Source organism: Acidiferrobacter sp., from assembly GCF_054609335.1.
The window spans coordinates 6,741-30,766 of the sequence record NZ_JBTRWP010000027.1 but is presented as its reverse complement, the minus strand read 5'-3'; the positions used below and the strand labels follow the sequence as shown (position 1 = coordinate 30,766).

Here is a 24,026-nt window from a genome sequence, read left to right as displayed (position 1 = left end):
TTGGCACTGATAAAACTACCCGTTGGTAGGATTTTTAGTGCTGAGTAGGTTCTTTATTAGTATAATCCTTCCATAAGAGGATTATACAGATGCGAAAAGTTGTCCCCTCCCCTATACCCGACCAGCCATTCATTAACGACGCTGAAGATCTAGGCCTTGCCCTTCGCGCAGTACGCACGCGCTCAGGTATGACGCTTGAAGAAACGGCGCTGGTCATCGGTGTATCCAAGAACACCCTGCAGAACCTTGAGCGTGGCACCGGCACGGTATCGCTCGCACTGGCGATCAAGGTCGCGAGCGGGCTTGGCCTTCGCCTGACGTGGCAAAAGCCTGCGGATCCGCGCTATGGAGATTGAGGTCTGGTTGGATACCGCGCGGGCGGGCTGGCTGACATACGACGTGGAAGCGGATCGCTTCGCATTTGACTACGATGCCTCTTGGCTCGCGCGGCCAGATGCCTACCCGCTCAGCCCGACGCTGCCAATGCAGCCGGCCGCCGGCCGCTCGACGAGCGCGCACGCCGTGCAAGTGCGCCGCTTTTTCGAGAACCTGCTACCCGAGGGACAGGCCCTCGATGACGCCGTGCAGGCGCTCAAGATCAGCAAATCGAATCTTGTCGGCCTACTGGTCGGGCTTGGCCGGGAAACGGCCGGCGCAATCCGACTGTCGGTGGCTGGCGCCCCAACGTCAGACCAGGATGAAAAGCGGCTGGTGCCAACCGCCGAGCTGTCGGAGCGGATTCGTAAGCGAGCCGACCTGCCGTTTTCCGTGTGGGATGGGAAGGTGCGCCTGTCGATCGCAGGCTATCAGGACAAGATCGCGCTGCTGGTCGAAGGCGATCACTGGTACCTGGCCGAGGGGCCGAACCTGGCCTCGACACACATTCTGAAGCCCGAGCCGGTGCGGCTATCGCTCGCCGGGCTGACCGGCAACGAGTTTTTCTGCATGCGGCTCGCTCATGCGGTCGGCCTGCCAGTGGCTCCGGTCGAGTTGCATCATGTTCCAGAGCCAGTGTTACTCATAGAGCGATTCGATCGACGGCGCCAGAATCATACGATCCGACGTGCGCACACAATCGACGGTTGCCAGTTGCTTGGTCTGCCTGTTGCACACAAGTATGAGCGCATCTATGGTGACGGACGCGACGTGAAGGATGTTCGCGATGGCGCCTCTTTGCCCCGTTTTATGGATGCGGCAGCTCGTGCAGCGAATCCGGCCCGCGACCGGCTCAATCTGTTGCGCTGGACGATCTTCAACGTGTTGATCGGAAATACCGATGCGCACGCAAAGAATCTGTCATTCTTCATGACATCAAGCGGTCATGTACTCGCCCCCGCCTACGATCTGGTGTGCAATACGCTCTACATCGAGAACATCAACCAGAGCCTTGCCATGGCCGTGGGTGACGCGTTCCTGATCGAGGAAGTCACGGCGCTCGAATGGGCACAGTTTTGCGCAAGCACCCACTTGAATGCCGCCCTGGTCGTGCGCGAAATTCTGCGCATGATCGATCGGATGAGAGGCAGCGTAGCCACCGTTAAGCAGGACACCTTATCCAGCGGCGTCGATCCCAAAGTGATCGAACGCATCAGAACGGTGATCGAGCGCGAGTGCGAACGGCAAGCCGCCATTGCTCCCGAAATACGGGGCATGCTGTCGTACGTCTAAAGCCCCGAAACAAGGCATCGCGATGGACTAGACCGGCGTGTCCGCGCCATGTGGGTATGACGACCGATGCGACCGGGCGAAGCCGTACTCAATGGCATGAGTCAATAGCATACAGCTTCCTAAATCGCGACCAGTTCGCTCGAGATATTTGGTTGTTGTGGTGCTCTGGATGTCCGAAGCGCATGACACAACCGACGATTTGACGCAAACAGGCGGATGACCGCTAAAGGTCGGAAGCGGTCGATCGGTCCGGATCCTACCGGGCCTGCACGCGACGCAGGCGACGAGCCGTTCCGCGCACCGGCGCAGCCTCCTACCACTTGTCGCAAATAGCTCATATTCTTAAGCGCGGCCCTGATCGGGGGCCGGGGCCGACGAGAACACCCAGGGCATGATCTCCGGGAAAGAGTCGATCATATGGTACGTGCCTTCGATGGGGTCAGAAGTGACCGGCGCCAGATGCCGATCCCTGAATCGCGTACACGCCGGGTGCCTACGAAAGGCGTCAACCGCGCTCGCCGAGGCAAGACGTGTCAGCAGGCAGTGGCGATACCGGCCACCCTCATCCGCGATGCTGCCGACCTGAACGGAGCGCACCCCCGGGATGCCCGATAAGAGCCGCTGCCCCTCGGCCATTAGGGCCCGCAACGCCAAGGCATCCAGACCCGGCGCGTCATAGACTACGATATGCGTGACGCTGTTCCAGGGGCGGCAACGGTTGAGCACTTCCGCGGCGCGGCCCGCCGAGCCCCACGCGCGCATCTGCGGCTCGAGCTGCGCGGCGATGAGTTCGTGTATGCCCTCCTTTAGGGCGCTGTAAGGGGCGTGACGATCATGGCGCGCATTGGCCCGCAGCCGCTCGCCCGCCAGGACGTCGGGAGCCACGGAACAGGAGACCTTGGCGACGCCCAACATGATCAGCCTGTGGCATTGCTCATCGCCTATGCCCCTCTCGCCCGAGATGACCAACGGTATCCCGAGCGCGGCATTGATCTCCTTCAGGCGCCCCCAGTCCAGCCGCGACCTTCCTCGCCCCTGCGCCATGTTCGCCGAAACGATCAGGAAATCCACCTTGGTGCGCTCGACAAAACTCTTGGCCTCCGCCACGGTCGCATATTGGGCGGCGCGCGGCGCGGCGCCTTGCGTGGCATCGCCCTCGAGCACATAGGCGAGTTCGCCCTCGACTGGCACGCCGCAGGCGTGGGCCACATCCACAATCGCGCGTGTGCGGTCGATGTGACGAAAGAGCGACTCCTGAAGGCCGCGCGCCACAACGCCGTTAGCGCCCAGACGGACGCCGCGCACCACGGATTGGGTATCGCTCCCGCCCTCGAAATGGATCGCCACGGGAACGCCGGCCTGCGCCGCGGCCGCCTCCACTGCCGCCATCACCCAGGCGAAGGCCGAGCTTTGGGGCTGCGATTCCACCACGCATAGGATGACCGGGGCGCGCGCCGATTCGGCGGCCGCCAACACCGCCGGCAGGAAGTCCAGCTCCGCGAGATCGAAGGCGCCTACCGCATAGCCGTTTTCGTAGGCGTGCGTGAGCATGTCCTTCATATCGACCAGCGGCATAACAAACTCCTGAAGATTCGTTCACGGTGACCGCGGCCCGCGAGCACCACGACAGCCTGCAAAATGGCTCGCGCATAGCGACCGCACACGGACCGGGATGCCCAGGACTCGGGCGCATGAGACACGACCCGAGGGTGATCCCTTGTCCGCGCTCGCGGACCCGCGGAGTCGTACCCTGGCGCCGCATCGACACACAAGCCACACCACCCGGTTAGGCATGATCGAATTTAGAGAGTAATATAGCTAAAGAGAACTCAGTCTTCATTAGCGTAGCCATTTACCCTAGTAAATGATCAATCATTGGACACTTCAGCAACTCCGGCTCTTCGAGGCGGTCGCCCGCCATCGCAGCTATACGCGCGCCGCCGAGGAACTCTGCCTCACGCAGCCGGCAGTCCACATCCAAGTGCGCAGGCTCGAGGAAATTGTGGGCCTACCGCTCATTGAGCGGGTCGGCAAGAAACTCTTGCTGACCCGTGCCGGTGAAGAGGTGTATGCCGCCACGGTCGCGGTGATGGGCCGGTTGCGCAACTTGACCGGGGAGATCGCGGACATGAAGGGCAAGGTGGCAGGCCCCCTGAAGATGGCGGCCGTCACCTCCGCCAAGTTCTTCATGCCGCATTTTCTTGGGCTTTTCGTGCAGGAATATCCGGACGTGGCGCCTCAACTCATAGTCACGAACCGCGGGGGGGTGCTGGAGCGCCTGGCGGAAAATCTCGATGACTTCGTCGTCATGGGCCAGATCCCAGACGACATGGACCTCACGGTCCGACCCTTCATGGACAACCTGCTGGTGGTTGTGGCGCACCCGGACCACCCCTGGGCGCGCCGCGCCGATATTCCGCTAGAGGAGATCGTGCGCGAACGCTTCCTGTTGCGCGAGGTCGGCTCCGGAACGCGCATGTCAGCCGCGCAGATGTTCGCCGAACACGGACTCGACGTGAAGCCCTACATGGAGCTGGGATCGAGCGAGGCCATAAAGCAGGCGATTATGGCCGGCCTTGGGATCTCAGTGCTGGCCCTGAGCAGCCTCGAGCTGGAACTGGAGGCCAAGCGCCTCGTCATCCTGGATGTCGTAGGCTTCCCCCTGCACAGGACATGGTATGCGGTGCACCTGCAAGGCAAGCATCTAGGCCTCGCCGCGAGCGTGTTCCTGGACTTTCTGGTAAAGGAGGGGCCGGACCTCGGGGTCCGCAAGGGCTGGGTGGCTGAACTCCACCCCACCGAGCAGCCGCGCGCCCCACGGAAACGACTCGCAAAGGCGCGCACCCCGTAGCATCCGGCGGCCTTAGCGTCGGATGAGCGCGCGCCCCTTCGCCTTCTATCGCGCAGACGGCTCCGGCCATTTCTGGCGCTTCCTCAAGATGCCCTCCACCAAACCAATGGCGCGCTCGAAGCTTGTCGCCACATGACGAAAGCGAATGCGCGCGCCGGGTCCGAGCATGCTCTGAAAGCGCGGCCCGACCCGCTCGTCGGGATCGTACACACGGAACATCTCCAGAGGATGATCCCCGACCGACCCCAGGGCATAGAGATAGCGGAAGAACAAGTCCGACTCCGGCAATGAGTATCCAATCACGAAAATATGCTGGGCATCCGACAACTCCTGGGCCGCCTGCGCCCATACCCGGGTGAACTGACTCTGGTAGCCGTACTTGTTCCATGTGGGTGGAACGATTACCGGGTGCTCGCCCGATGGACGGTCGAGAATGCTTGCCGTGGTACAAAGCCTGAACACGCCCTCGGCCTGCCTGCGGAACACGGTGCTTGCCGACTCCGCCAACAGCCGATCCATCCGCCAGGGCACGACCTCTCCTTCGCTACCCCCCACCCAATTCAATGAACCGTGCAGCTTCAAAAGCGGGATACCGGTGGGCGGGTCGGAGTCGTCCAGGCAATAGCGCACCGGAATTCCTCCGCGATGCAGGGCATAATCCAAGGCCAGGTCGTAATTGAACGTCAGGATGGCATGACGGTATGGCGGTGATGCCGCCTGGCTCTCACGCAGTAGCTCCACAAACCTCGGATAGGGATCGGGCGCCACCGGCAAAGCCCCGGCGCGTTCCTCATGGAAATTGAGCGTCGACTCCAGGGTGTAGGCGATGACAGTCTTCAAGGCCGCAATCAAGGCGTCGATGTCCCCCACCCCATAGCCCGGCATGCGGCCCAGAAGCCGGGCCATCTCGAAGGCCGCGAATACGCTCTCGACATTCGTGATATCGAGATCCTGCGCCTTCGAATGCACGGCCTGGAGCTTGCCGATCGCCTCGAAGACCTTGGCAAAATCCCCCACGCGGCCCTGCACGGCCCCGGTAAACAACAGCCGCCGCGCCTTGTCCAGAAAGTTGCTCATGACCGGCGCGCCACCCTGCTGCGACGCCCCCGCCCCGAGAATGAACACCACGTCAGCCACTCGTAAGCTCCTCACCTGCGTCGGCGCAGACTGTGCGTAAAGCCGTTACGCTACTACGAAACTCGTGCGATGTTCCACAGGTCCGCGCTCCGTCACGCGTACGCCCAGCATCGCACGCGCCGATATCGCGCCCACAAATCTCTGCGTCTTACAGGGCCGCACATAGCGGCACACCCCCCCCTGAACCATAGATGTTAGTAAATTGTGACAATTGCCAATATTAAGTGTAATTAATAATGCCATATCCGTTACAGTGCCACACATCAACGCCGTTGGGCGGAATATAGCGGGATGGCGTCATCGTAGATCACGTGGACGCACCCAAGCCATGTCTAACGAATCGGAGGCTTTGTGGATCTCACCAAAAACGTTGTGACCTACGGCTTCCATGGGATAAGCGACACCGAAAAGGTTTTGCTGCAAACCATGATCGAGCGGATATCCCGCCGCCTGCCGGGCCCTGTAGCGCATGCGCCGGCACACGACGCACAGATCGTATTCTTCGATGGTTCCGCACCCAACCTAGACGGCACCACGGGGCGGCTCGTGCCTGTGGTCCGGGACGCGGGCACACAACGCTCCTCGGTCGGTCTGCGGATGCCACCTCACGTCACGGATCTTCTCGACATATTCACGGATTTCGTTCAGCAGAAGACGTACGCGCAGACCGGGTGCGGCGTCATGAGGTCGCTGGCCCGCTCGCTTCATGAGCTCTTTCGAACCCGCGGCACACCGCACGCGCTCATCGACAAGGACGGCACGAGCCTCACCCTCTACCCGGCTGATCGACAGTTCTCGTGGTCCGGCCCCGCGGGCACACTGGCCCTGTCCGAGTTCTTCCAATCACACCGGCTGCCGGGTCTTGACCTGCGGCCATTGGGCCCATCCGAACCAGGAGAGGGTCGGGAACGGCGGGGCATCGAGCCTCTGCTCTGGCACATGGGTCTCGCGCATGCGCACTGCGGGCTTTTGCCGTGGGTCGGCCGCGACGATCTCCTCAAGATGCGTGCATGGCCCTACCTCACAGGACAGGGGCCCGCGACCGCTACCCGGCTTGCCACCGTGCTACGGACACGGCCCCACAGCGTGGCGAACCTGGCCGATATTGCCCGCGTCCCCGAGACCGAGGCCGTGGCGTTCGCTAATGCCGCACTGTTAAGCGGGTTCGTGGTGACCGCGATGCCCACGGACGCCCGTGTCGCGCCGCGCCCACCGCGAATCCGGGAGGCGGAGCCCGGGGCCCCGGCGCCCGCGCGCTTGCTAGGCGTTCTGGGTGCCATACGCAGCGCCCTTGGGATACGCCCGTGAGCGAGGAATTGAAGCTTTTGTTCGCAGGCGCTATGGGCGCGGGGAAGACTACCGCGATACGCGCCATCAGCGAAATCACGCCGATAACGACCGAAGCCTCCAACAGCGACCACGGGGAATGCGACAAGGAGGAAACCACCGTCGCCATGGACTATGGCGAGATCACTTTGGAAACGGGGGAAAAGCTGCGGCTTTATGGGACCCCGGGGCAGGCGCGCTTTCAGTTCATGTGGCCGATCCTTGCCACCGGGGCGCTCGGCGTGGTGGTTCTAATCGACAACTCGCGCCCCGACCCCTTGGCGGATCTCGAGCTTTACCTCGATGCCTTTCGCCCACTCGCCGATGCTGGCGCGGCGGTCGTGGGCGTCGGGCATATGGACTGCTGCCCGGAGCCATCGCTCGAGGCCTACATGGAACGGTTGACGGCGCTCGATGTGGTGGTACCGGTCATGCCTACCGACGTGCGCCGACGCAACGATGTCCTGGAGATGCTGGAGCTACTTCTACAACAGCTCGAGGCGACATGGACCTATAGCGAGGCCATCGGCGGCGTGTGGGGTCACGGATGGACGGGAGTCACTTCATGAACGGGCGCGCCATTCCGCCGGAGCTAATGGCGGCATTCGACGAAGAGATTCGACAGCTGCATGCGCGGGTATCGGGCGTCATCGGGTGCGTGCTCGCCACCACGGACGGACGACGGGTGTCGGCGGTGGTAGACAATGAGGCCGATCCACAGCGGATCTCCGCTATGGTCGGATCGATCGTCGCCCTCGGCGAGACCATCGGCCGCGAGGTCATGATCGGACGAACACAGTTCGTTGCCGTAAGCGCGGTGGACGGCATGATCTTGCTCCAGAAGGTTCCGGCCAAGCGCGACCTGCTGGTCGTGGGGACGCTCGCGCGACGCAATACCAATCTCGGAATTCTTTTGCATGAAACCGGGATCGCCGCCGAATCCGCGGCCAGAACCCTTGACGAATGGCTGGGGCGCAACCAGTCGCCCGCTTAATGGCGGGCGGGACATGACAATAAGGCGGCGCGGCGTTTGACCCGCCGCTGCGAGACTTAACAGAGGATGGACATACATCATGGCAAAGGTGGATTTGAGCAGTATCCAGGATATCGATGGATTTATCGCAGCGGCGCTCGGCGATTCGAGCAGCGGTATGCTTTTGGCGAGAGCCGGCAACCAGGCGGTCGACTTGGATTTGGCGATCGCCGGCAATTCTGAGGTCGTGAACACAAAACGGGCACTGGTGGCGCGCCTGAATCTTGACGACAAGATCGAAGATATCCTCATTACGCTTGGCAAGCAGTACCACCTGATCCGGCCACTGGAACGTAACGACAAGCTGTTTCTCTATCTGATGCTGGATCGGGCCAAGGCCAATCTCGCCATGGCGCGCCATGAATTGAGGACCTACGAAAAGACCCTGGATTTCTCCTAGGCAAGCTGCCGATTCCGTCAAAACTTGCCGCGCGGGCGACCGCGATGTATCTCCGGCAAAGCCTGGATCCGCGCTTGCGACCTACTGCCATGAGCTCGATGGGAGGCCTTTTATGGGTGACAGCACCACGTCGTTCCATCAAAAACGACAAGGCATCATGACAGCGATCGGGGGTCGGGGCGCGGCTTCGAGCCGGGGCGGCAACGGACAGTCGGCGATGCAGGTCGCGCCGGGCAGGTTATTCACCCATCGGTCATGCCTACGGTGTGGCTTATGACAGCGGCTTCTCGTGATGCGCTGACCTGGGACGTTGAGGCCGAACGTCAGATCGCACTGCGGGTACTCCTGCAGACCCTCGCCGACCCCGGCGTGGCCGGGGACCCGGGGGACGTGCGTCTTTTGACCAGCGTGTGCCACGGGCTCGTGCAGAGCAGCGTATTTGTCGCATGGTGCGGCTACTGCGTGCGCACCGACGACCGGCACTTCGAGTCACGGTGTCTGGCGGGTACCGCAAAGAAGCGTTTACGCATCCCCAAGGAGGTGTCTGACCCGGTGTGGCAGGCGGCGGAGCAGAAGACCGTGGTCGTTTGGAGCCTTGCAGACGAGCAGCCTCCTGCCTGGGTGGCGGGGCTTGGGTCCGACGTGCGCGAAATCGCCTGCTTCCCCTTCGGACAGCCCGACCGCGAGGTTGTAGGAATCATTGGCGTGCGGCGCGCACACTATTTCGAGCGCGTGAGCCTGATCTACTTCCTTACGTTCAGCCATGTCGGCCGACTTGCCTTACAGTTGCGTGCCCAGGCCCTGCGGGACGCCTTGACTAGCTTGCCGAATCGCCAGCTTTTCCTCGAGAAGCTAGCGCAGGCGCGCAACAAGAGTCGCCGCGAAGGACATGTCCTTGGGATCGCCATTCTCGATTTCGACGGATTCAAGGAGGTGAATGATCGCTTTGGACACATGGTGGGAGACGATCTCTTGTGCCAGGCGGCAGGGCGCGTCCGGCGCACACTCCACGCCGACGACATGCTCGCGCGGCTCGGCGGTGATGAGTTTGGCCTCCTGCTCGGGGATATACATGCACGCGGCCTCGACGAGACGTGTGAACGAATACTGAGCGATCTCCGCCGACCGTTTCGTCTAGTCAACGGCAGCACGACGATGATCTCCGCAAGCATTGGGGTCACGTGCTACCCAATCGACATGAGCAGTCCGTCGGCCCTTCTGCGACATGCTGACGCGGCCCTGTACGAGGCTAAAAGACAAGGGCGCGACCAATATCACACCCACACCATCGCGCTCCGGGCACGCACGGAGCACTGCGGCGCCGCGCACGAGCATATGGCGCAGGCTCTACTCGACCATCGCCTACTGTTCTACTACCAGCCGCTGATCCGGCTTACTCATCCCGAACGCCCGGTATTCGGCGTTGAGGCGCTTTTGCGGTGGCGCGACGAACAAGGGCGGGTCCACGCGGCCAGCAGTCTCGGTGACAGCCTGGATCACCCTCGGTTCGCGCCCGATATCGGTCGCTTCGCACTGGAGCAGGCACTGTTTCAGGCAGCCTCGTGGCAAGCCCAGGGTTTGGCGCTGCGTGTCTCGATCAATATCAGTCCCTGCCATCTCCTCGACAAGCGTTTTTGCGAAGACGTCGAGGACGCCCTTGCTCGTCACCCGGATGTAGCACCGCGACAGCTGGAGATAGAGGTAACGGAAAGCGCGCCACTCCAGGACTTCGAGCGCGCCCGCGCGGCGCTCGAACACTGTGCCGACCTGGGGATCCGTATCGGCCTCGACGATTTCGGGACCGGCCATGCCTCCTTGAGCTATCTGCAGAGATTCCCCGCGCAAACGATCAAGATTGATCGGAGCTTTCTCCGGGACATCGCGGCGAACCCCCGCGACCTTGCCATTATCGGCGGGATCGTCGCGACCGCGCGCACGCTGGGCCTGGATGTGGTGGCCGAGGGCGTGGAGCACTCGGAGCAAGCGGGATTACTGAAGAATGTCGGGTGCGAGCGGATGCAGGGCTACTGGGTGGCCGAACCCATGCCGCCGGAGGATATCGCGGGGTGGGTGGCGCGCTATCATCTGCCGATGCCTCTTTTTGGGGGTCGAAGACAGGCCAAAGGCGGGCTTGCCCCCTTACTGCTGACGCGAGATGCCGACACGCACACCATCCCTCCCGCGACCGTGGTCACGGGTTTCCTTGCGGAGGACTTCTCGTAGGGATCACGGCAGCGCGACGAATGGGCGCGCCGCTGGCGGAATGGAATAATCGAGAGAGACGAGTCGAGAATAACGAAGATGCCGAATCAGAAAACAGGCGGCGCGCCTCAATATTGCCTATGAGGGGCGCACGCGACCAGCTGGTCCAGCCTGTCGCAGAACGACTGGGCGAGTCAAGCCGACTACCGTGTGTATACGAGACACTGACCCCTCTCGGGAGATAGCACCATGACCCTACGCTGGCATGAAACCCCCCTCCTCGATCCAGGCGCATTTCATGACCATGAACGCACGATCCTGGCGGGGGCATCGGCGGCCGATGTGGCGCTCGGATTCGCGCGCCTCGCACCCTGCGCGATGGTCGGGGCCTTCGATGATCCGGATCGCTCTCTCAGACGCTCTTTCGTTGCAGGCCACCTGCCCATCATACGGCGGCGCACCGGCGGTGGCAGCCTTTATATCGATCCGGGCACGACCCTTATGGTGACAGCCATCCCGCGCGCCTTGGTGCCACGGTATACGCTGACAATGATAATCGAGCTCGTCGGCAAGCTGATTGCCGCGACGTTGCGCGAGCAAGGTATTCCCGCGACATTTACTGCCCCCAACGACATCACAGACGACGGCCGAAAAAGGGCTTGTGTGTTCGCCGTATTCGTCGACGACCGGATACTCATCGAGGCTGCCCTCTTGTTTGCGGTCGATATCGAGTCCCTAATGAAAACTATCAAGCTGCCACTCGAGAAATTGTCGGCTACGGGATTGTTGGCCGCCGCCCAACGGTTTGCCCCCATCGGTGGCACGGAGCCTTCGGCAGTGGCGGCGCGCACCTATCCGGCGATCGCCGCGGCGCTGGCGACGCGCTTGGCGATGGACATGACTATCCAGGCGCCGCCTGTTGTGCGCATCGAACCCCCGTCCCCCTGCGGGAGGAGCCTGTCCCCAGACGTCAGCGCCTTCTTAAAGACCCCGGGCGGCGTCTTGCACCTCGACATCGCGCTCGACGGTGAGAGCGTGCGCGCCGCGCGCATCGTCGGCGGGGTCCAGTGCGCGGCCGCCACCGATCTAGAACAGCTGGCGAACGCCTTAACCGGAGTGCGCCTCGATGAGTTGGAGGCCGCCGTCTTGGCTGCGGCGCCCAGCGACACGCTTGGCTTCGACCGCAGGGATCTTGGTTACCTCGCACGACTGTGCGTCGAGCGCCAGGCTCTAGGCGAGCGCCTGGGCATCCCGGGGGACGCCCAGCGTGTGACCCTCTACAGCCCACGCCGTGACCAGGGGTTCGCGGATCTGCTCGCCGATGTGGGAGCCCTGTTGCTGCCCTACTGCGCAAAGCCCGCCTGGTGCAAATGGCGCCATCGTGACGGCTGCCCGGAATGCGGGCAATGCGCCGTGGGGGAGGCCTATCGCCTAGGGCGGGCACACGGCCTCCCTGTGACCACGATCACCCGCTATGAGCATCTTTACATGGTGTTGGAAGAGCTGCGCGGCGCGGGAATACGCACGTTCCTGGGCGTCTGCTGCACGGAGTTTTTTCTAAAGCGCGACTATGCCTTCGTAGAGGCGGGCCTAGGTGCCCTATTCATCGACATCGGCGGCGACACATGCTACACGCTGCGCGCCGAGGAGTCGGCGTATCGCGGCCAGTTCACGGCCGAGGCAACACTCGATCCGCAGTTGCTGGATCGGGTGTTGCGCCTAGCGACACGCGTTACCCATCTATCCAGAACGAATAGTCCATCTTGAGGAACTCCTCATAGGGGAGGTAATGCGAGGAATCCGATGAGAAACTCAAGCTCACCATCCCATTGAAGACATTGACGGTACCGGTGCGCAAATAAAACCGCCCCTCCATCGACCGCAGCGTCCTCATATTGTCAAGGATATCCCGCACGCGCTCAGCCGGAACCAGGGCATTCCCGGGGTAGGGGCATTTTGGATACGCAAGACAGATATCCGGATTGGTGAGTTCGTTGATGGCAAGCAGACGATACCGGAAGGGGTCGTCCACGACCCACACGACCGCCTGGCTGCTCGAGAAGTGCAGCATGACGTGATAGACGCCGTGGACCAGGATCAACTCCTCCATCACACGGATGACGGTGTCGATCTGCGCATCCATCTTGCTCGCAAGCCGCGCGGCCCCCGATGGTGCATCCGGCCGTGGATAATCGGCATCGACCCGCCGCGGACGACGCGGGTCCTCATAGAGCGCCTGCGCCTGCGGTAGTTCGCGCAGGGCGAAGTCGGCCCCCACGAAACCCAGCACGTCCCCGTTGGCGTTGCGCACGAACTGCATGGCGGTCAGCGACGGGCGCAGGGCGCGCAGGCTGATATAAGCGGCGGAGAGTACAAAGTCCGTCGCCTGACCCCCATCGCCGAGATCTGCCCATTGTTGATAGTGCTGCCCGCGGCTATTTGTAAGCGCATCCCGTTCGGCCACCGCCTCGCGGACATAGGGGCGATCGGAGCGGTCGCGCCCGAAGTGCTCATCCAACAAACCCTCGCGGCTCATATTGGCGGTGATCTGCCGTCCGTGGGCATCCAAAACGTACAGGAACTTGCCATGAGGCACGGAGGCAAAGGCGGCCTGCAGGGCAGCCTCCATGGCGGCGCGGTCGCCCCACGCCTGCGCGCACCGGTCGCTCAGGGCGCGCAGGGGTTTGTACAGCACCCGCGTCAGCATGTTGCGCTGTTGCGCGACCGTACCGTGTAAAGATTCCGATGGTATTGCCATGACATTCCTCTCTCTAAGCGCCCGGGCATCCGCGTCGATGGGGCGCTCCGCATGAAAGCTCAGTGTAATCCAAAAAAACGGGGGCGCGGGAATACTTCCCCGCACCCCTGAAGGCTCCGGCCCGCCGGATGATCCTTGCGCCGGTCCTTGGCCCCTAGCCGTGCCTAGGCCATCCACGGATGCGCCATGGTCCGCCGCATCATCGCCCCCGAAGACACAAGCGGCCCGGACACCCTATGGCCCGTGGGCCCCGCCCGCCTCTAGAAGCTCGCGGTCACGGAGGTATAGAGCCCGTTGGAGTTGGGGATACCGGCGATATGCCCGAGCATGGCGTAGGCCAAGGTGAGCGAGACGCTCTTGTTGGGGACATAGGCCACGAACACATCCTTCCAGGCGTTGTCCGGGCTTGCCGTACCACGCTTCATGGCTCTTGGCATGGACCGGTATTCCCCGCCGACCACGACATGGGGATCCAGGAAGACGCCCGCCGAGATCTCGGGCTCGTAGTGGTAGCTCGGATTGTTTGCGCCCTGGAAACCGAACAGGCCGTTATAGTTGGCGCGCGTGGCATCGAGCGTGAAGTCCGCCACCGTCACATGCCCGAACAGACCCTTCACCCACACCTTGGTGAGCGCCAGATAATAGCTCGTGCCGCTCACCTTGGTGCCCAGCCCGAGGGCGTTCATCAGGGCCCCACTCTCATTGTGGTGGTACTGGGCGCCTACCGCCACCTGCGGCATCCATGTCCCCTGGGTGAGCGCATTCCCGAGCACCCGCACCTTGACACCGATGATGTCCTGAGTGAGCGTCGCGCCCGCCGTGGCAGGGTCAAAGCCACCAGTGACAGGGGTATTACCGACGTCGAGGCTCTGCTGGGCGACCGAGACCTCGACGCGGTTATCGATACCGGCGGCGACCCCATAGGCATTGATGTCGAAATTGGCGGTGCTCGCGTTGGAGTAAGACGCGGTAAAACCGACCTGTCCAGGCCCGCCGTAGCCCGCAATGAGTGCCCAGGGTACGATCCCGCCCCCGGCCGCACCGCTTATGGTCGTGATCCCACCAGTGCCCGCCGGCCGGCTCTGCCCAAACACACCTCCCCCACTGGTCGCGGCGTGCGCGGCCAGCGGCATGCCGAGCAGAGTGGTGGTGCAGCCGAGGGTAACCCCCACTCGCAAGAGTGCGCCTTGGATCGCGCAAAATAGCCTACGTAAACCCTGATTTTTCATGATTCTTCCTCGTACGTTTGTCGGTTTGGCTTATAATTATCCGCAAGGCGGCCTGTCCCGCGCCCCTTCCGGCTCCTCCCACCCCGCTGCCGATGGGCAGCAGAGGGCCGGGCGGCCCTCTGCCGACTTGTCAACACAGCCTGTCGCGGCTTTTATGATTACGGATGAGCGCCCTCGGCCGATAACACCTCGCGCCATTGCCGATCCAGCCCGCGACGATGGATACGGCCCTCGTCGTCGATCTGGAAGAGGTGTAGCCAGGCGTTCTCGACCAACTGGCGAACCAGCGGATTGCCGGCAATAACGTCGTCCATGGCCGCCTGCGGGGCCTCAATAAAGACATTGAGACGCATCGGCTCATGCATCCAGCGGTGGCCGTCGTGCAACGATTGCATAGCGAGCCCCACACGCAAGTCGCCGCCGTTGCCCTCGAGCACGCCAATGGACCCACCCACCACGTTGTGCAGAACCTTGTTGCCACTACCGAAGCGGACGTTATCCACGACCGACCCGTAGTACTGCATGTTGATCCAGTTGCCGACCACCATGGGCGCGCTCATGATGAGGTTCAGCGTCTTGAACTCACTATCGTTGCGCCATGCATAGTCGTGAAGGAAGGCTCGTCCCCCGAGATCGCAGCGCGCCGTCCGAGCGCGCGGCGCGGCAATGAAAGCGGCATTGTTGGCGAGCGCCCACTCGGGCCGCACCTCCGCCCAATCGCGCGTGCGCCGCTTGATATCAGCCCCCACGCGGGCCTCCGGCAACCCTCCCATCCCAAGAAAGGCGGAGCGCTCCATACGCGTAACCTGTCCTGCCGCCTTGAGCCACTCGCGCAATTGCCGCAGATCGCCCGCATGCGAGGACGGTACAGCGGCGGTATCGAACAGCGCCACGTCGTCTGTGGTCGTGTCGTGCAGACCCGCGATAAACACCGTGTCCGCTGGGATGTCGATGCCCTTTTCGACCAGCCCCTTACGCGTCACTGGATCATTCAGCAAGGCCACCGCGATGCGCGCGCTGGCCTCGCCGGTCTGGCCGGCGCACGCCCCGCAATCAAGCGCCGTGGCCTGGGGATTGTTGACGGTCGTGCTGCCATGTCCGATGAGGACCACAAGCCGCGCGAAGTCGCTAGTCATGCCCATGTTGCGCAGCGCGAATTCCGCAGCTCCCGGCCGGTCCGCTGCCGGGATTCCACTCACCGCCCCGCCTGCCTGGCTCTGGTCGCTGGCAAGCCGGGGGCCCAGCTGCTCACGCGCCGAGTCATCCAGTCCCTTGGCGTCGGGATGCGACACCGCGCGTGTCCAGCCCATACTGTCGCCGAACATCTTCGGGGCATAGAGGAGACCTGCGGCCTCGACGAAGGTAAAGCACGACGACGCCGAGGTCTTGAAGGTCTTCCAGGCATCGGCGGCGCGTAAGCGGCCATGGCGCTTGGCAACCAGCGCGCGGGTCTGCTCCGGGTTCGCCCCGGGGACATGCTCGCATATGCGGTAGGAGGGGTTGAAAAGGATCGGTAGATGCCCCTTGGCCGCCGACGCGCCCAGCGGCAGGTACTCCATCAACACCCCGAAGAATCCGGCGAACCCACCGGTACGGGCGGCCGGCGCCACGGTCTCGAAGGCACGCCGGAAGATCTCGGAACGTACGTCGATACAGAAAACCGCCTGCACCGGGGCACGCGCCTTGGGCGGCGCTATAGCCGGGACCGCCTTGAGCGCGCCAACGAGCTCTCGCTGGTAGGCGATCTCAAAGGCCGTCTGCAACAAGGCATCAGTCTCCTTGGCGACCGCTTGCGGATGCGCCGCAGCCTTGGCGGCAATACTGCCATCCGTGACCATAGACTGGTACCAGCGCGACTTCAGGCGCTCACTGAATCGGAGCTTGTAGAGCAACGCATCCCAGCACACGCGAATGGCAAGCAGGTCTTGGATAGTATCGTCTTGGCCGCCGGCGAGTTCCGCCTGCCAGCGCTTGTAACGCGCCCACCCCGCCCATCCGCCCACGCTCAAGAGCGCGGCATGCAGATAGTCATCGGTCGCCGCCTCCGGCACCGCAAGCTGCCGCAAGGCCCAGCCGATGGCGCGGCTCGCCTGATCGGGGAGATCGTCCAAAGCCGCGCGCATGCCGCGCAGGCCCACGGTCCGCGGATTCCGGTCGAGCCGCGTAAATGCGCGCCAGCCCGCATAGAGGCCCTGCCCCCGCCACGGCATCGCCCACAAGGCCTGGCCTTCGTCAAAGTAGGCGGCGCAATATTGGCTGATCCGCTCAAGGACGAAACCCGGCCACTCCTGGCGATCGAGCTCACCTAAGATGTCAGTCACCAAAGCGAGCGGCACGGCCGGGGCCTGCGATGGGCGGGCCACCGCCTCCTCGAGGGTCGCCACATCCCAGGAGCTTCCCGTCTCGCGCAAGGCCGCCGCCATATCGGCGCGCGTGATGCGCCCGCTTTCGATGCGCTTTTTGTAAAACGCCCGCGGCATGGTGAGTCCCTGGCCCGCGACCCGCTTCAAGGTCACGTCGGCCTGCCAGAACGGCTGGTCGGCCAGGCCGAAGTAAGGATTGACCGCCACGAAGCTCTTCAGCGGCCACAAGGGCGCGATACGCCCACAGGCCATGTCGATCCGGGCCTTCAAGTCCTTATCGATATTCGTGATTGCCATCATGATTGCACCTCATGTGAAGGATCCGCACTCACAAGCTGGCGACGTCCACCAACCCCGCCCGGCGTCGGTCCGAAGCCGCGAACAAACTCGGTCAACAAGCTGTCGGCATAGAGACCGCCATAGAAATGGACGTAGGCGGCACGCCCCAAAGCCGTCTGCGACAGGCGCGGCAGCAGTTGTTGAATGAAGAGCAGGGCCAAGAACGCCACGCCGATCACCCCCAGCAAGACCTTCTGAGCGACACCAACGTGCACCGGATCGGCTGGCACACCGGCCCCCAGGAGCTGCACGAAAGCCACGTGGAGCGCGAAGTAGGCGACAGAGACCAGGGCGCTTAAAGCCACCATTCGCACGAGCAGACCGCCCATCGCCCCCTTGCGGGTGTTCAAGGCCTGCAGCAAGAGTTGGGTCATACCCACGGCCAGAATCGCCGCCATGACGATCAAGGCCGGTTGGCGCACAAGCCCCACCCCGAATGCGGCACCGACACCAAGCACCATAAGGACCGCAATCGCAAGCCCAAGCAGCGCCCGTCCCATGGTCGCGGCGGTCGACACGACGAGCTTAGGCGCCCGGTAGTGCTCGACGACACTGCCCGACGATAAGAAGGCGTGGGCCTTATACACCGAGTGCGCGAGAATATGCAGGACCGCGATACTGTAAAGACCCAGGCCGCACTCCATCAGCATGAAACCCATCTGCGCGCAGGTGGAATAGGCAAGCGCCCCCTTGATGTTGGTCATGGTCATCATGGTGAGTGAGGCCACCACGATGGAGACGAGACCAACCGCAGCCATGACATCCCCCACCCAACTGATATGCGCCATGAGCGGGCTTGCACGCAGGACCAGAAACGCCCCGGTGTAGATAATGCCGGCATGGAGCAGGGCCGAAACCGGGGTCGGTGCCTCCATGACCTGTATGAGCCAGCCATGGGACGGGAACTGCGCGCTCTTTAGGATTGCGCTCACGACGATCAGGGCGGCCGCCACCGTCAAGGCCTCCGGCAACGGCCCCGCGGTATGGGCCAAAGCCCGGGCAATGCCGGCCCACTGCGCAGTATGGAGCGTGCGCACGATCAGGGCGAAGGCTGAGAACAAACAGGCATCCGCGAGACGATGCAGCAGATACTTCTTGCGGGCGGCGAGCACCGCACCGGGCCGGTCACGGTAAAAGGCCAGGAGCTCATGGAGGCAGAGACTGGTAACCAACCACGACACCCAGAAGCCCCACACATTGCCGGCGACGATGAGGGTCAAAAACGACCCAAGCGTCAAGGCGAGCCAGCGATGGAAGCGCCCTTCATGCTCATCGCCATCCATATAAGTCTTCGAGTAGCGCGCCACGATCATGCCGACAAAGGCCACCAGCGTCAGCATGATGATCGTGAGGACATCCGTGTCGACGCTGATCGCAAGCGCCCCGAGACGCGCCGGCAGATGCAGACTGAGATAGGTCTCGGACTGAGTGGCGCCCAGACCATAGGTCACGGCCGCCAGGATCGCGCAGGCGAGCGCGAACCAGGCGGCGCCCGTGGTGGCGGCCCTCATGAGCCGGGGATGGCGGTCGGCGCCCACCCCGACGACAACACCCACAGCCAAGAGCGGCCAGGGCGCAACCAACATTAACCGCGATGCCATTGCCGCGATCATCATGAAACACCTCCCGTGGGTTCGCTCAATCCTTCACGTGCCACGATCCGAACTCCCCATATCATTGCGTTTTCCCATGCGTTCACGGCGAGCGGACGCATGAGGCCTTGTGCCGACGCGCCTATCGCGCGCCCTGGGGCCTGTCAACGCATCCTGAGCACGCAGCCCCATGGCACGGGAGCCACTCTATAGTCCCGACCCTATAACAAGAACTTAATGTTTCCGATTCTTGCTATTTACTCCAATGAAGTCTCCTGGTGCCGCCCAGGGCGGGCCTTGGGTTCGACGAGGTATCAACCCCACTGCAAGACAGCTCACGGCCTAAGCGCCCTGGAGTTGTCACTCCGAACCGCGCGTCATCGCATTCGCCATCGAGAGGGATATACAGAGTCCGAGGACTCTTTCCGTGTGCATGGTCCAGAAAGACGCGGAGTTTGGGGATCATTCACAGCGCGTGCCGGCGATCCGGGGCGGTCGGTGATGCCAGCCGTGTTCGATGGGCCCGGGGGAATCTGGAGAGAGCGCCCGGGATCTCGTCACAGGCCGTGGCCGGTCGCGACGCAGAGGTTCGGTGGTGATCTCGCAAAAGAGGTGCTCGACCCTAATTAAGCCGGGTCAGCCTGTCCGAATTTAACCCGCGCAAGGACAAGGCACTGGAGTACTGCTACCTGATGGGGCGATAGGACGGTGTGCCCTTTCTCAGCCACGCCTTGGGGCTGAAACACTGATGGCTCGCGACAACGCCCCGAAGGAACGCCAGAAACAAGATCTGGCGCGTAAACAGGGACGGCGCGCGAGCTACGACCGCATCCTGATCATTTCAGAAGGCAGCAAAACAGGGCCGAACGATTTTCAGGAGATTCGCGCGGCCTATCGTTTGCGTACGACCAATGTGGAAATCCAGCCCAGCGATATGGGCACTGCGCCGATTCAGGTTGTGCGATACGCGCTGGCGTTATTCGAGGACGGCGACCGTCACAAGAACATTCAGCGCCGCGCGCTCGAGAAGGTCTACGCCGTTTTTGACCGAGATGACCACGGTAGGGAGGTAACCTCGGCTTACGGTATCGAAAGTGGTCGTCGGGGCGGTACACGTCGTCAATAGGGAATGCCATGAAATCTTATTACCCGACCTGCTGTAGCCCGTATCGTTGCCGATAGGTGGCCGGAAAACACGTGCCCGATACCAAGCAGAAATGGCGCGAGCGGGCGCGCCCGGGGAGCGCAAGCTGTACGGCCCTTATGACAGTATCGAGGAATGGCGACCACCTTCGACAAGGGGCGTCTGCGTGGGGATATCCGCACCCTTCAATTGCTATCGTTGGGTGACTCGGCGGCGCCCATCCAATAGCACAGCAGCGGTGCCGGTACGCGCAGGATCAGCGGGCGCCGACCATCATCACCTCCCATTTCCCGAGGGAAGTCGTTTACCAGCCCAAAGTCGTCTGCGGACTTGGTCACGATATAGCCACGCGCGACGCGCGGATTCTTAAAAAACTCCGTGTAAGGCGCGATCCGTCGGCTATGACCGCGCGGTGTTTTTTGGATAGCGGGAAGGCGCCGCGCAATGCGTCACACAATAAGGGGCGGGGGGCGCCATAACAAAAAGGGGCCCAAGGCCCCTTTTCGTACCGCACAGAGCCGCCTTAGAGTAGCATACCGGTCGCCCGATAATGACACGCCACGGGAAAGTCCAGGGCCCCCGCGCCATGCCCGCCGTGCGCCCGACAACGGATCGCGCCGCCTTCCATCACCGCCGCGAGGCGCACGCCCCTCACGATAGCGGGGATGCCGGGGCCGGCGGGAATGGTCACATGGACCACGCACCGCCCACCCTGCGCCACGACTTGCGCGGTGAGCCCGCCCGACGACGCCGTCGCGCCCTGGCAGGAGTTGCCGGCGCGGGCCAGCGCCGTACGCGCCAGCGCCCAGGCCGCAGTCGTCTCGGCACGCGCCGCGCGCGTATTCTGCGCCGGTATGACAATCGACATGCCGATCGAAAGCGCGGTCACGGCCGTCAATCCGGCAAGACCCAATCCCATACTGGTCTTCATAGAGGACTCCTCGGTGCCGGGGTCATGCGACCGCCGGCGGCTATGGATGATTTACGGCCCCAAAGGACCCTCACCTTACGGACGATGTCGACCGCGAGCAGCAGAGCGCCGGCCGAGAACACGATATCGCCCGGCATGCGCAACCACTGGTAAGTGGTCGTGGTGTCATAGAAGCTCAGACTGCGCGCATAGGCGTAGCCGTGCTCATAGACGGCGGCGAGCTGCTTGAAGCCGATCGGCCAAAAGTTCAAGGTGAGCCACAAGGCCATGCCTGCGTTGAAGAGCCAGAAAGCGGTCGCCCCCAGGCCTTCATCCCACTCACCCTCGCCGTTCATATAGCGCAGAGAGAAATACACGAGGCCTATGGCGATCAGGCCGAAGGCCCCGAACATGGCGGTGTGCGCGTGACCCAGTGTCAAGAAGGTCCCGTGCTCGTAGTAATTGACGAGCGGGGCATTGATGAGCCCCCCACCGAACACACCGGCGCCCAGGAAATTCCAGAAGGCCGAGCCCATGACGTACTTATAGGCAAGCGCATGGGGAAAGTCCTTCTGGGCGCGCACGAGGTCCCGCTGTTGGATCAGGGCCTCGATCACGAGCAGCACCAAGGGCAACACCTCGACGTACGAGAAGAGGCTTCCCACCGACAACCACATCCCGGGGTCGCCCACCCAGTACAGATGGTGGCCCACACCATCATCCCCTCCGAGGAACACCAGAATGGTCTCGAACAGGACCGCAATCAGCGTAGTGCGGCGCGAGACGAGCCCCAGGGCCATGAGGAAGTAGCCGGTCACCGCCACCACGAAGAGCTCGAAGGCCTGCTCGACCCACAGATGCACGACCCACCAGCGCCAGAAGTCGGTGATGGTGAAAGAGCTTGCGATCGACGTGACCGGGATCATACCGAACACATAGAGGAGCGCGATGTTGACGGTGCTGTAGAATAGGATGTGCTCGACACTCAAGAAGCCCTTGCGCGCCTTCAGGGCCGGCCACATGGCCCGCCCCACGAGCACGCTCCAGAAGCTGAGCCCCGCGAAGAGCCCCATCTGATAGGCGCGCCCAAGCTCGAGATAGGAGAGGCCCTGATTGCCGAACCAGAACCAGGAACCGTGGGTGAACCAGCCCTTGATACCGGCATAGTCGCCGAAGAGGCCACCTACGACGACGGTGACGGTCGCGATATACAGGAGATCCACGAGCCGCCCTTGCCCCTTGGGCTCTCCGCCACCGATGAGCGGGGCGATGAAAAGCCCGGCCCCTATCCACGCAAGACCGATCCACAGGATGGGCAACTGGATGTGGGCGCTGCGCAGAAAGGCAAAGGGCAATATGCCGTTGAGCGAGAGGCCATAGAAGTTCGCGCGCTCGGCATAGTCATGGGCCATGAGCGTACCGGCGGCGATCTGCGCGAGAAACAAGGCGGCAACTGTCACGAAATACTTACCGGTCTTGCGCTGGCTCTCGGTGAGCGGCGGGAAGCCGGCGATGAGGACCTCACGCGGCGCATTGTCCTCGCGATGGATGTAGCGGTAGAAGAGGTAGATGACGGCCCCGGTAGCGAACATCACCCACGCAAACGAGACCCAGGTCCAGATAAAGGTCGGGGTGGTCGGAGTATTACCCTCGGTCGGCGCATACGGCCAGTTGTTGGTATACGAGAAGGTGTGCCCGGGACGGCGCGCTACGGTGGTCATGGCGCTGTAGATCAAGAAGTCCGCCAGGCGTCCGGCCTTGGCGCGGTCGAAGCCGCCGGGACGTGTCCAACCGTGAGCAAAGTGGTTATGTAAGAGCTCATCCACGGCCCGAACGCGTACCTGCTGCGCGGCCTGGACAAGCGCCGCCGGCAATGTCACCTGCGCATCGCGCAGGGCAATACCTTGAAGCTCCGTGCGCATCGTCGCGCGTACGGTATAGCGCTGCCCCGGGGTGAGGGCACGCAGACTCTTGCCGTAGCGGGCCCGCGCGAGCGCCTGCTCGGTGTGTCGTCCCAGGGCATGCAGGAACTGCGCGGTATAGTCCTCCCCAAAATACGACCCCATCCCATAGATGCTGCCGTAATCCATGAGATCGGCCTCCTGGAACGCGGCCTTACCGGCCACCACATCGTGGCGCGTCATGAAAACCTGCCCCTGTGGGTCCAGGAAACGCCCCGGCAAGGGCGGTGTCTTGCTATAGGTGATGAAGGTCCCGTAGATCAGGATGCCGACCGTGACGACGAGCGTCAGCAGAAGGGCGATTTTGAGATTACGGATGACAAGGTCATGCGTCCCGTCATCTCCCGGGTCTGACAGCGTGTGCGAACTCCTCATACTGCCTCCTCAAATGGGACGTCTCGTGATCCCAGGCAGGAATATCGGGATACGGCGGGCATTATGAGAAATCGCTAATATGATTCGACTTGACCCCAGTCAAGAGTTGTTGATTTATTTAGTCAGGCTTTCACAGGGGTGAGGGCGCGGGTTTTCGAGGTTCGGAGCCCCAAAACGCGCGAAAGTGGCGTTCCGGGCCCAAGATCGGGGGGCCAAGCCGCTCCCGAAAGCGCCGCTTGCCCTCTCCCTATGTCATCGACCCGGCGCCACCCGGTGGCGAGCATGACAGGGTGGGGTCGGCCGGTAGCGCCTCGATCCTCTCCACGCGCGCCTTCCACGACATCCGTCCATGCGCCACAAAAGCGGCCCCACAGGAGCCCCCAGGCTTTCGGCAGGATATCCACGGGTGGTTCGAGGCTCGGTGAGGACCAGGGTCTTGCGGGCAGGCGGCGAAGGCTTTTGCCTTGAGCGGCGATCGCCGTGCTCCGTTATGGTCATGCGTCAGGATTAGTGTGCGAGCGTGAACTCCAGGACCCCAAAACCCGCGGACATGAGCACCACGATGAGGCCACCGAGCCGAACCATCAGGCGCGTCTCCAGGCCGGCGATGCTGGCCGCCATGGCCGACATCCGAACCTCGAATTCCGCCCGGAATTCCGCCATTTCCTTCTGGAGCGCTGCCACATCCCGCTTAAGACCGGCGACGTCCTGCTTAAGACCGGCGACGTCCTGCTTAAG

Annotated in this window: 18 protein-coding genes and 1 pseudogene; 10 read left to right on the top strand and 9 right to left on the bottom strand. The window is 62.8% G+C overall.

Annotation, left to right across the window (positions count from 1 at the left end; genetic code table 11):
* The first annotated feature begins 89 nt into the window (after positions 1–89).
* Together ACYCTF_RS08785 and ACYCTF_RS08780 are read left to right on the top strand one after the other, a co-directional pair.
* A complete protein-coding gene (locus ACYCTF_RS08785; RefSeq protein WP_461283170.1) occupies positions 90–356 on the top strand; it encodes a helix-turn-helix domain-containing protein in 267 nt (88 codons plus the stop codon).
* Entirely contained in the window at positions 346–1,668 is a 1,323-nt protein-coding gene (locus ACYCTF_RS08780) for a HipA domain-containing protein (RefSeq protein ID WP_461283171.1), read from the top strand. Before ACYCTF_RS08785 ends, ACYCTF_RS08780 begins: the two co-directional genes overlap by 11 nt.
* A 342-nt stretch (positions 1,669–2,010) precedes the next feature.
* Here the strand turns inward: ACYCTF_RS08780 and ACYCTF_RS08775 are convergent, their stop codons facing one another.
* Positions 2,011–3,243 (bottom strand): class II fructose-bisphosphate aldolase, encoded by a 1,233-nt coding sequence (locus ACYCTF_RS08775; protein WP_461283172.1) that lies wholly within the window; start codon positions 3,241–3,243, stop codon positions 2,011–2,013.
* 289 nt (positions 3,244–3,532) lie between these two features.
* Between ACYCTF_RS08775 and ACYCTF_RS08770 the strand changes: the two genes are divergently transcribed.
* Complete coding sequence (locus ACYCTF_RS08770; protein WP_461283173.1) at positions 3,533–4,519, top strand: LysR family transcriptional regulator; 987 nt, start codon at positions 3,533–3,535, stop codon at positions 4,517–4,519.
* 45 nt (positions 4,520–4,564) lie between these two features.
* Here ACYCTF_RS08770 and ACYCTF_RS08765 read toward each other — a convergent pair whose 3' ends face one another.
* Entirely contained in the window at positions 4,565–5,656 is a 1,092-nt protein-coding gene (locus ACYCTF_RS08765; RefSeq protein WP_461283174.1) for a hypothetical protein, read from the bottom strand.
* A 351-nt stretch (positions 5,657–6,007) separates the two neighbouring features.
* Between ACYCTF_RS08765 and ACYCTF_RS08760 the strand changes: the two genes are divergently transcribed.
* The 6 genes from ACYCTF_RS08760 to ACYCTF_RS08735 all read left to right on the top strand — a co-directional run bounded on the left by ACYCTF_RS08760 (position 6,008) and on the right by ACYCTF_RS08735 (position 12,384).
* Positions 6,008–6,964 (top strand): hypothetical protein, encoded by a 957-nt coding sequence (locus ACYCTF_RS08760; RefSeq protein ID WP_461283175.1) that lies wholly within the window; start codon positions 6,008–6,010, stop codon positions 6,962–6,964.
* Positions 6,965–6,996: 32 nt separating this feature from the next.
* Positions 6,997–7,551, top strand: a complete 555-nt coding sequence (locus ACYCTF_RS08755; protein WP_461283215.1) for a GTP-binding protein — start codon at positions 6,997–6,999, stop codon at positions 7,549–7,551.
* A complete protein-coding gene (locus ACYCTF_RS08750; protein ID WP_461283176.1) occupies positions 7,548–7,976 on the top strand; it encodes a roadblock/LC7 domain-containing protein in 429 nt (142 codons plus the stop codon). The genes ACYCTF_RS08755 and ACYCTF_RS08750 overlap by 4 nt, the downstream gene beginning before the upstream one ends.
* A 79-nt stretch (positions 7,977–8,055) precedes the next feature.
* Complete coding sequence (locus ACYCTF_RS08745; protein ID WP_461283177.1) at positions 8,056–8,415, top strand: roadblock/LC7 domain-containing protein; 360 nt, start codon at positions 8,056–8,058, stop codon at positions 8,413–8,415.
* A gap of 273 nt (positions 8,416–8,688) precedes the next feature.
* Positions 8,689–10,638 (top strand): putative bifunctional diguanylate cyclase/phosphodiesterase, encoded by a 1,950-nt coding sequence (locus ACYCTF_RS08740; protein ID WP_461283178.1) that lies wholly within the window; start codon positions 8,689–8,691, stop codon positions 10,636–10,638.
* A gap of 228 nt (positions 10,639–10,866) precedes the next feature.
* Positions 10,867–12,384 carry a lipoate--protein ligase family protein gene (locus ACYCTF_RS08735; RefSeq protein ID WP_461283179.1) on the top strand — a complete coding sequence of 506 codons (1,518 nt, stop codon included), beginning with the start codon at positions 10,867–10,869 and terminating at the stop codon, positions 12,382–12,384.
* Here the strand turns inward: ACYCTF_RS08735 and ACYCTF_RS08730 are convergent.
* From ACYCTF_RS08730 to ACYCTF_RS08715, 4 genes are all read right to left on the bottom strand, one after another.
* The gene (locus ACYCTF_RS08730) at positions 12,350–13,375 is read right to left on the bottom strand and encodes a PDC sensor domain-containing protein (RefSeq protein WP_461283180.1); all 1,026 of its coding nucleotides are present in this window, start codon (positions 13,373–13,375) and stop codon (positions 12,350–12,352) included. The two genes, ACYCTF_RS08735 and ACYCTF_RS08730, sit on opposite strands and share 35 nt — an antisense overlap.
* Positions 13,376–13,635: 260 nt before the next feature.
* Positions 13,636–14,604 (bottom strand): DUF3034 family protein, encoded by a 969-nt coding sequence (locus ACYCTF_RS08725; RefSeq protein WP_461283181.1) that lies wholly within the window; start codon positions 14,602–14,604, stop codon positions 13,636–13,638.
* 158 nt (positions 14,605–14,762) lie between these two features.
* Positions 14,763–17,267: a YbcC family protein gene (locus ACYCTF_RS08720; protein ID WP_461283182.1), complete on the bottom strand. Its 2,505-nt coding sequence runs from the start codon at positions 17,265–17,267 to the stop codon at positions 14,763–14,765.
* Positions 17,264–18,922: a proton-conducting transporter transmembrane domain-containing protein gene (locus tag ACYCTF_RS08715; RefSeq protein ID WP_461283183.1), complete on the bottom strand. Its 1,659-nt coding sequence runs from the start codon at positions 18,920–18,922 to the stop codon at positions 17,264–17,266. Before ACYCTF_RS08715 ends, ACYCTF_RS08720 begins: the two co-directional genes overlap by 4 nt.
* 724 nt (positions 18,923–19,646) lie before the next feature.
* Between ACYCTF_RS08715 and ACYCTF_RS08710 the strand changes: the two genes are divergently transcribed.
* Positions 19,647–20,024: an RloB family protein gene (locus ACYCTF_RS08710; RefSeq protein ID WP_461284786.1), complete on the top strand. Its 378-nt coding sequence runs from the start codon at positions 19,647–19,649 to the stop codon at positions 20,022–20,024.
* Positions 20,025–20,565: 541 nt separating this feature from the next.
* Here ACYCTF_RS08710 and ACYCTF_RS08705 read toward each other — a convergent pair.
* The 3 genes and pseudogenes from ACYCTF_RS08705 to ACYCTF_RS08695 all read right to left on the bottom strand — a co-directional run.
* Complete coding sequence (locus ACYCTF_RS08705) at positions 20,566–20,973, bottom strand: hypothetical protein (RefSeq protein ID WP_461283185.1); 408 nt, start codon at positions 20,971–20,973, stop codon at positions 20,566–20,568.
* Positions 20,970–23,288: a nitric-oxide reductase large subunit gene (locus ACYCTF_RS08700; protein WP_461283186.1), complete on the bottom strand. Its 2,319-nt coding sequence runs from the start codon at positions 23,286–23,288 to the stop codon at positions 20,970–20,972. The genes ACYCTF_RS08705 and ACYCTF_RS08700 overlap by 4 nt, the downstream gene beginning before the upstream one ends.
* Positions 23,289–23,795: 507 nt before the next feature.
* Positions 23,796–24,026 (bottom strand): annotated as a pseudogene (locus ACYCTF_RS08695) (hypothetical protein); the annotation flags it as partial.

Bases quoted from the DNA above. Each gene is read 5' to 3' on its own strand.
- ACYCTF_RS08785 (WP_461283170.1), top strand. From the start codon at position 90: ATGCGAAAAGTTGTCCCCTCCCCTATACCCGACCAGCCATTCATTAAC.
- ACYCTF_RS08780 (WP_461283171.1), top strand. From the start codon at position 346: ATGGAGATTGAGGTCTGGTTGGATACCGCGCGGGCGGGCTGGCTGACA.
- ACYCTF_RS08775 (WP_461283172.1), bottom strand. From the start codon at position 3,243: ATGCCGCTGGTCGATATGAAGGACATGCTCACGCACGCCTACGAAAAC.
- ACYCTF_RS08770 (WP_461283173.1), top strand. From the start codon at position 3,533: ATGATCAATCATTGGACACTTCAGCAACTCCGGCTCTTCGAGGCGGTC.
- ACYCTF_RS08755 (WP_461283215.1), top strand. From the start codon at position 6,997: ATGGGCGCGGGGAAGACTACCGCGATACGCGCCATCAGCGAAATCACG.
- ACYCTF_RS08750 (WP_461283176.1), top strand. From the start codon at position 7,548: ATGAACGGGCGCGCCATTCCGCCGGAGCTAATGGCGGCATTCGACGAA.
- ACYCTF_RS08745 (WP_461283177.1), top strand. From the start codon at position 8,056: ATGGCAAAGGTGGATTTGAGCAGTATCCAGGATATCGATGGATTTATC.
- ACYCTF_RS08740 (WP_461283178.1), top strand. From the start codon at position 8,689: ATGACAGCGGCTTCTCGTGATGCGCTGACCTGGGACGTTGAGGCCGAA.
- ACYCTF_RS08735 (WP_461283179.1), top strand. From the start codon at position 10,867: ATGACCCTACGCTGGCATGAAACCCCCCTCCTCGATCCAGGCGCATTT.
- ACYCTF_RS08730 (WP_461283180.1), bottom strand. From the start codon at position 13,375: ATGGCAATACCATCGGAATCTTTACACGGTACGGTCGCGCAACAGCGC.
- ACYCTF_RS08725 (WP_461283181.1), bottom strand. From the start codon at position 14,604: ATGAAAAATCAGGGTTTACGTAGGCTATTTTGCGCGATCCAAGGCGCA.
- ACYCTF_RS08720 (WP_461283182.1), bottom strand. From the start codon at position 17,267: ATGATGGCAATCACGAATATCGATAAGGACTTGAAGGCCCGGATCGAC.
- ACYCTF_RS08715 (WP_461283183.1), bottom strand. From the start codon at position 18,922: ATGATGATCGCGGCAATGGCATCGCGGTTAATGTTGGTTGCGCCCTGG.
- ACYCTF_RS08710 (WP_461284786.1), top strand. From the start codon at position 19,647: ATGGCTCGCGACAACGCCCCGAAGGAACGCCAGAAACAAGATCTGGCG.
- ACYCTF_RS08705 (WP_461283185.1), bottom strand. From the start codon at position 20,973: ATGAAGACCAGTATGGGATTGGGTCTTGCCGGATTGACGGCCGTGACC.
- ACYCTF_RS08700 (WP_461283186.1), bottom strand. From the start codon at position 23,288: ATGAGGAGTTCGCACACGCTGTCAGACCCGGGAGATGACGGGACGCAT.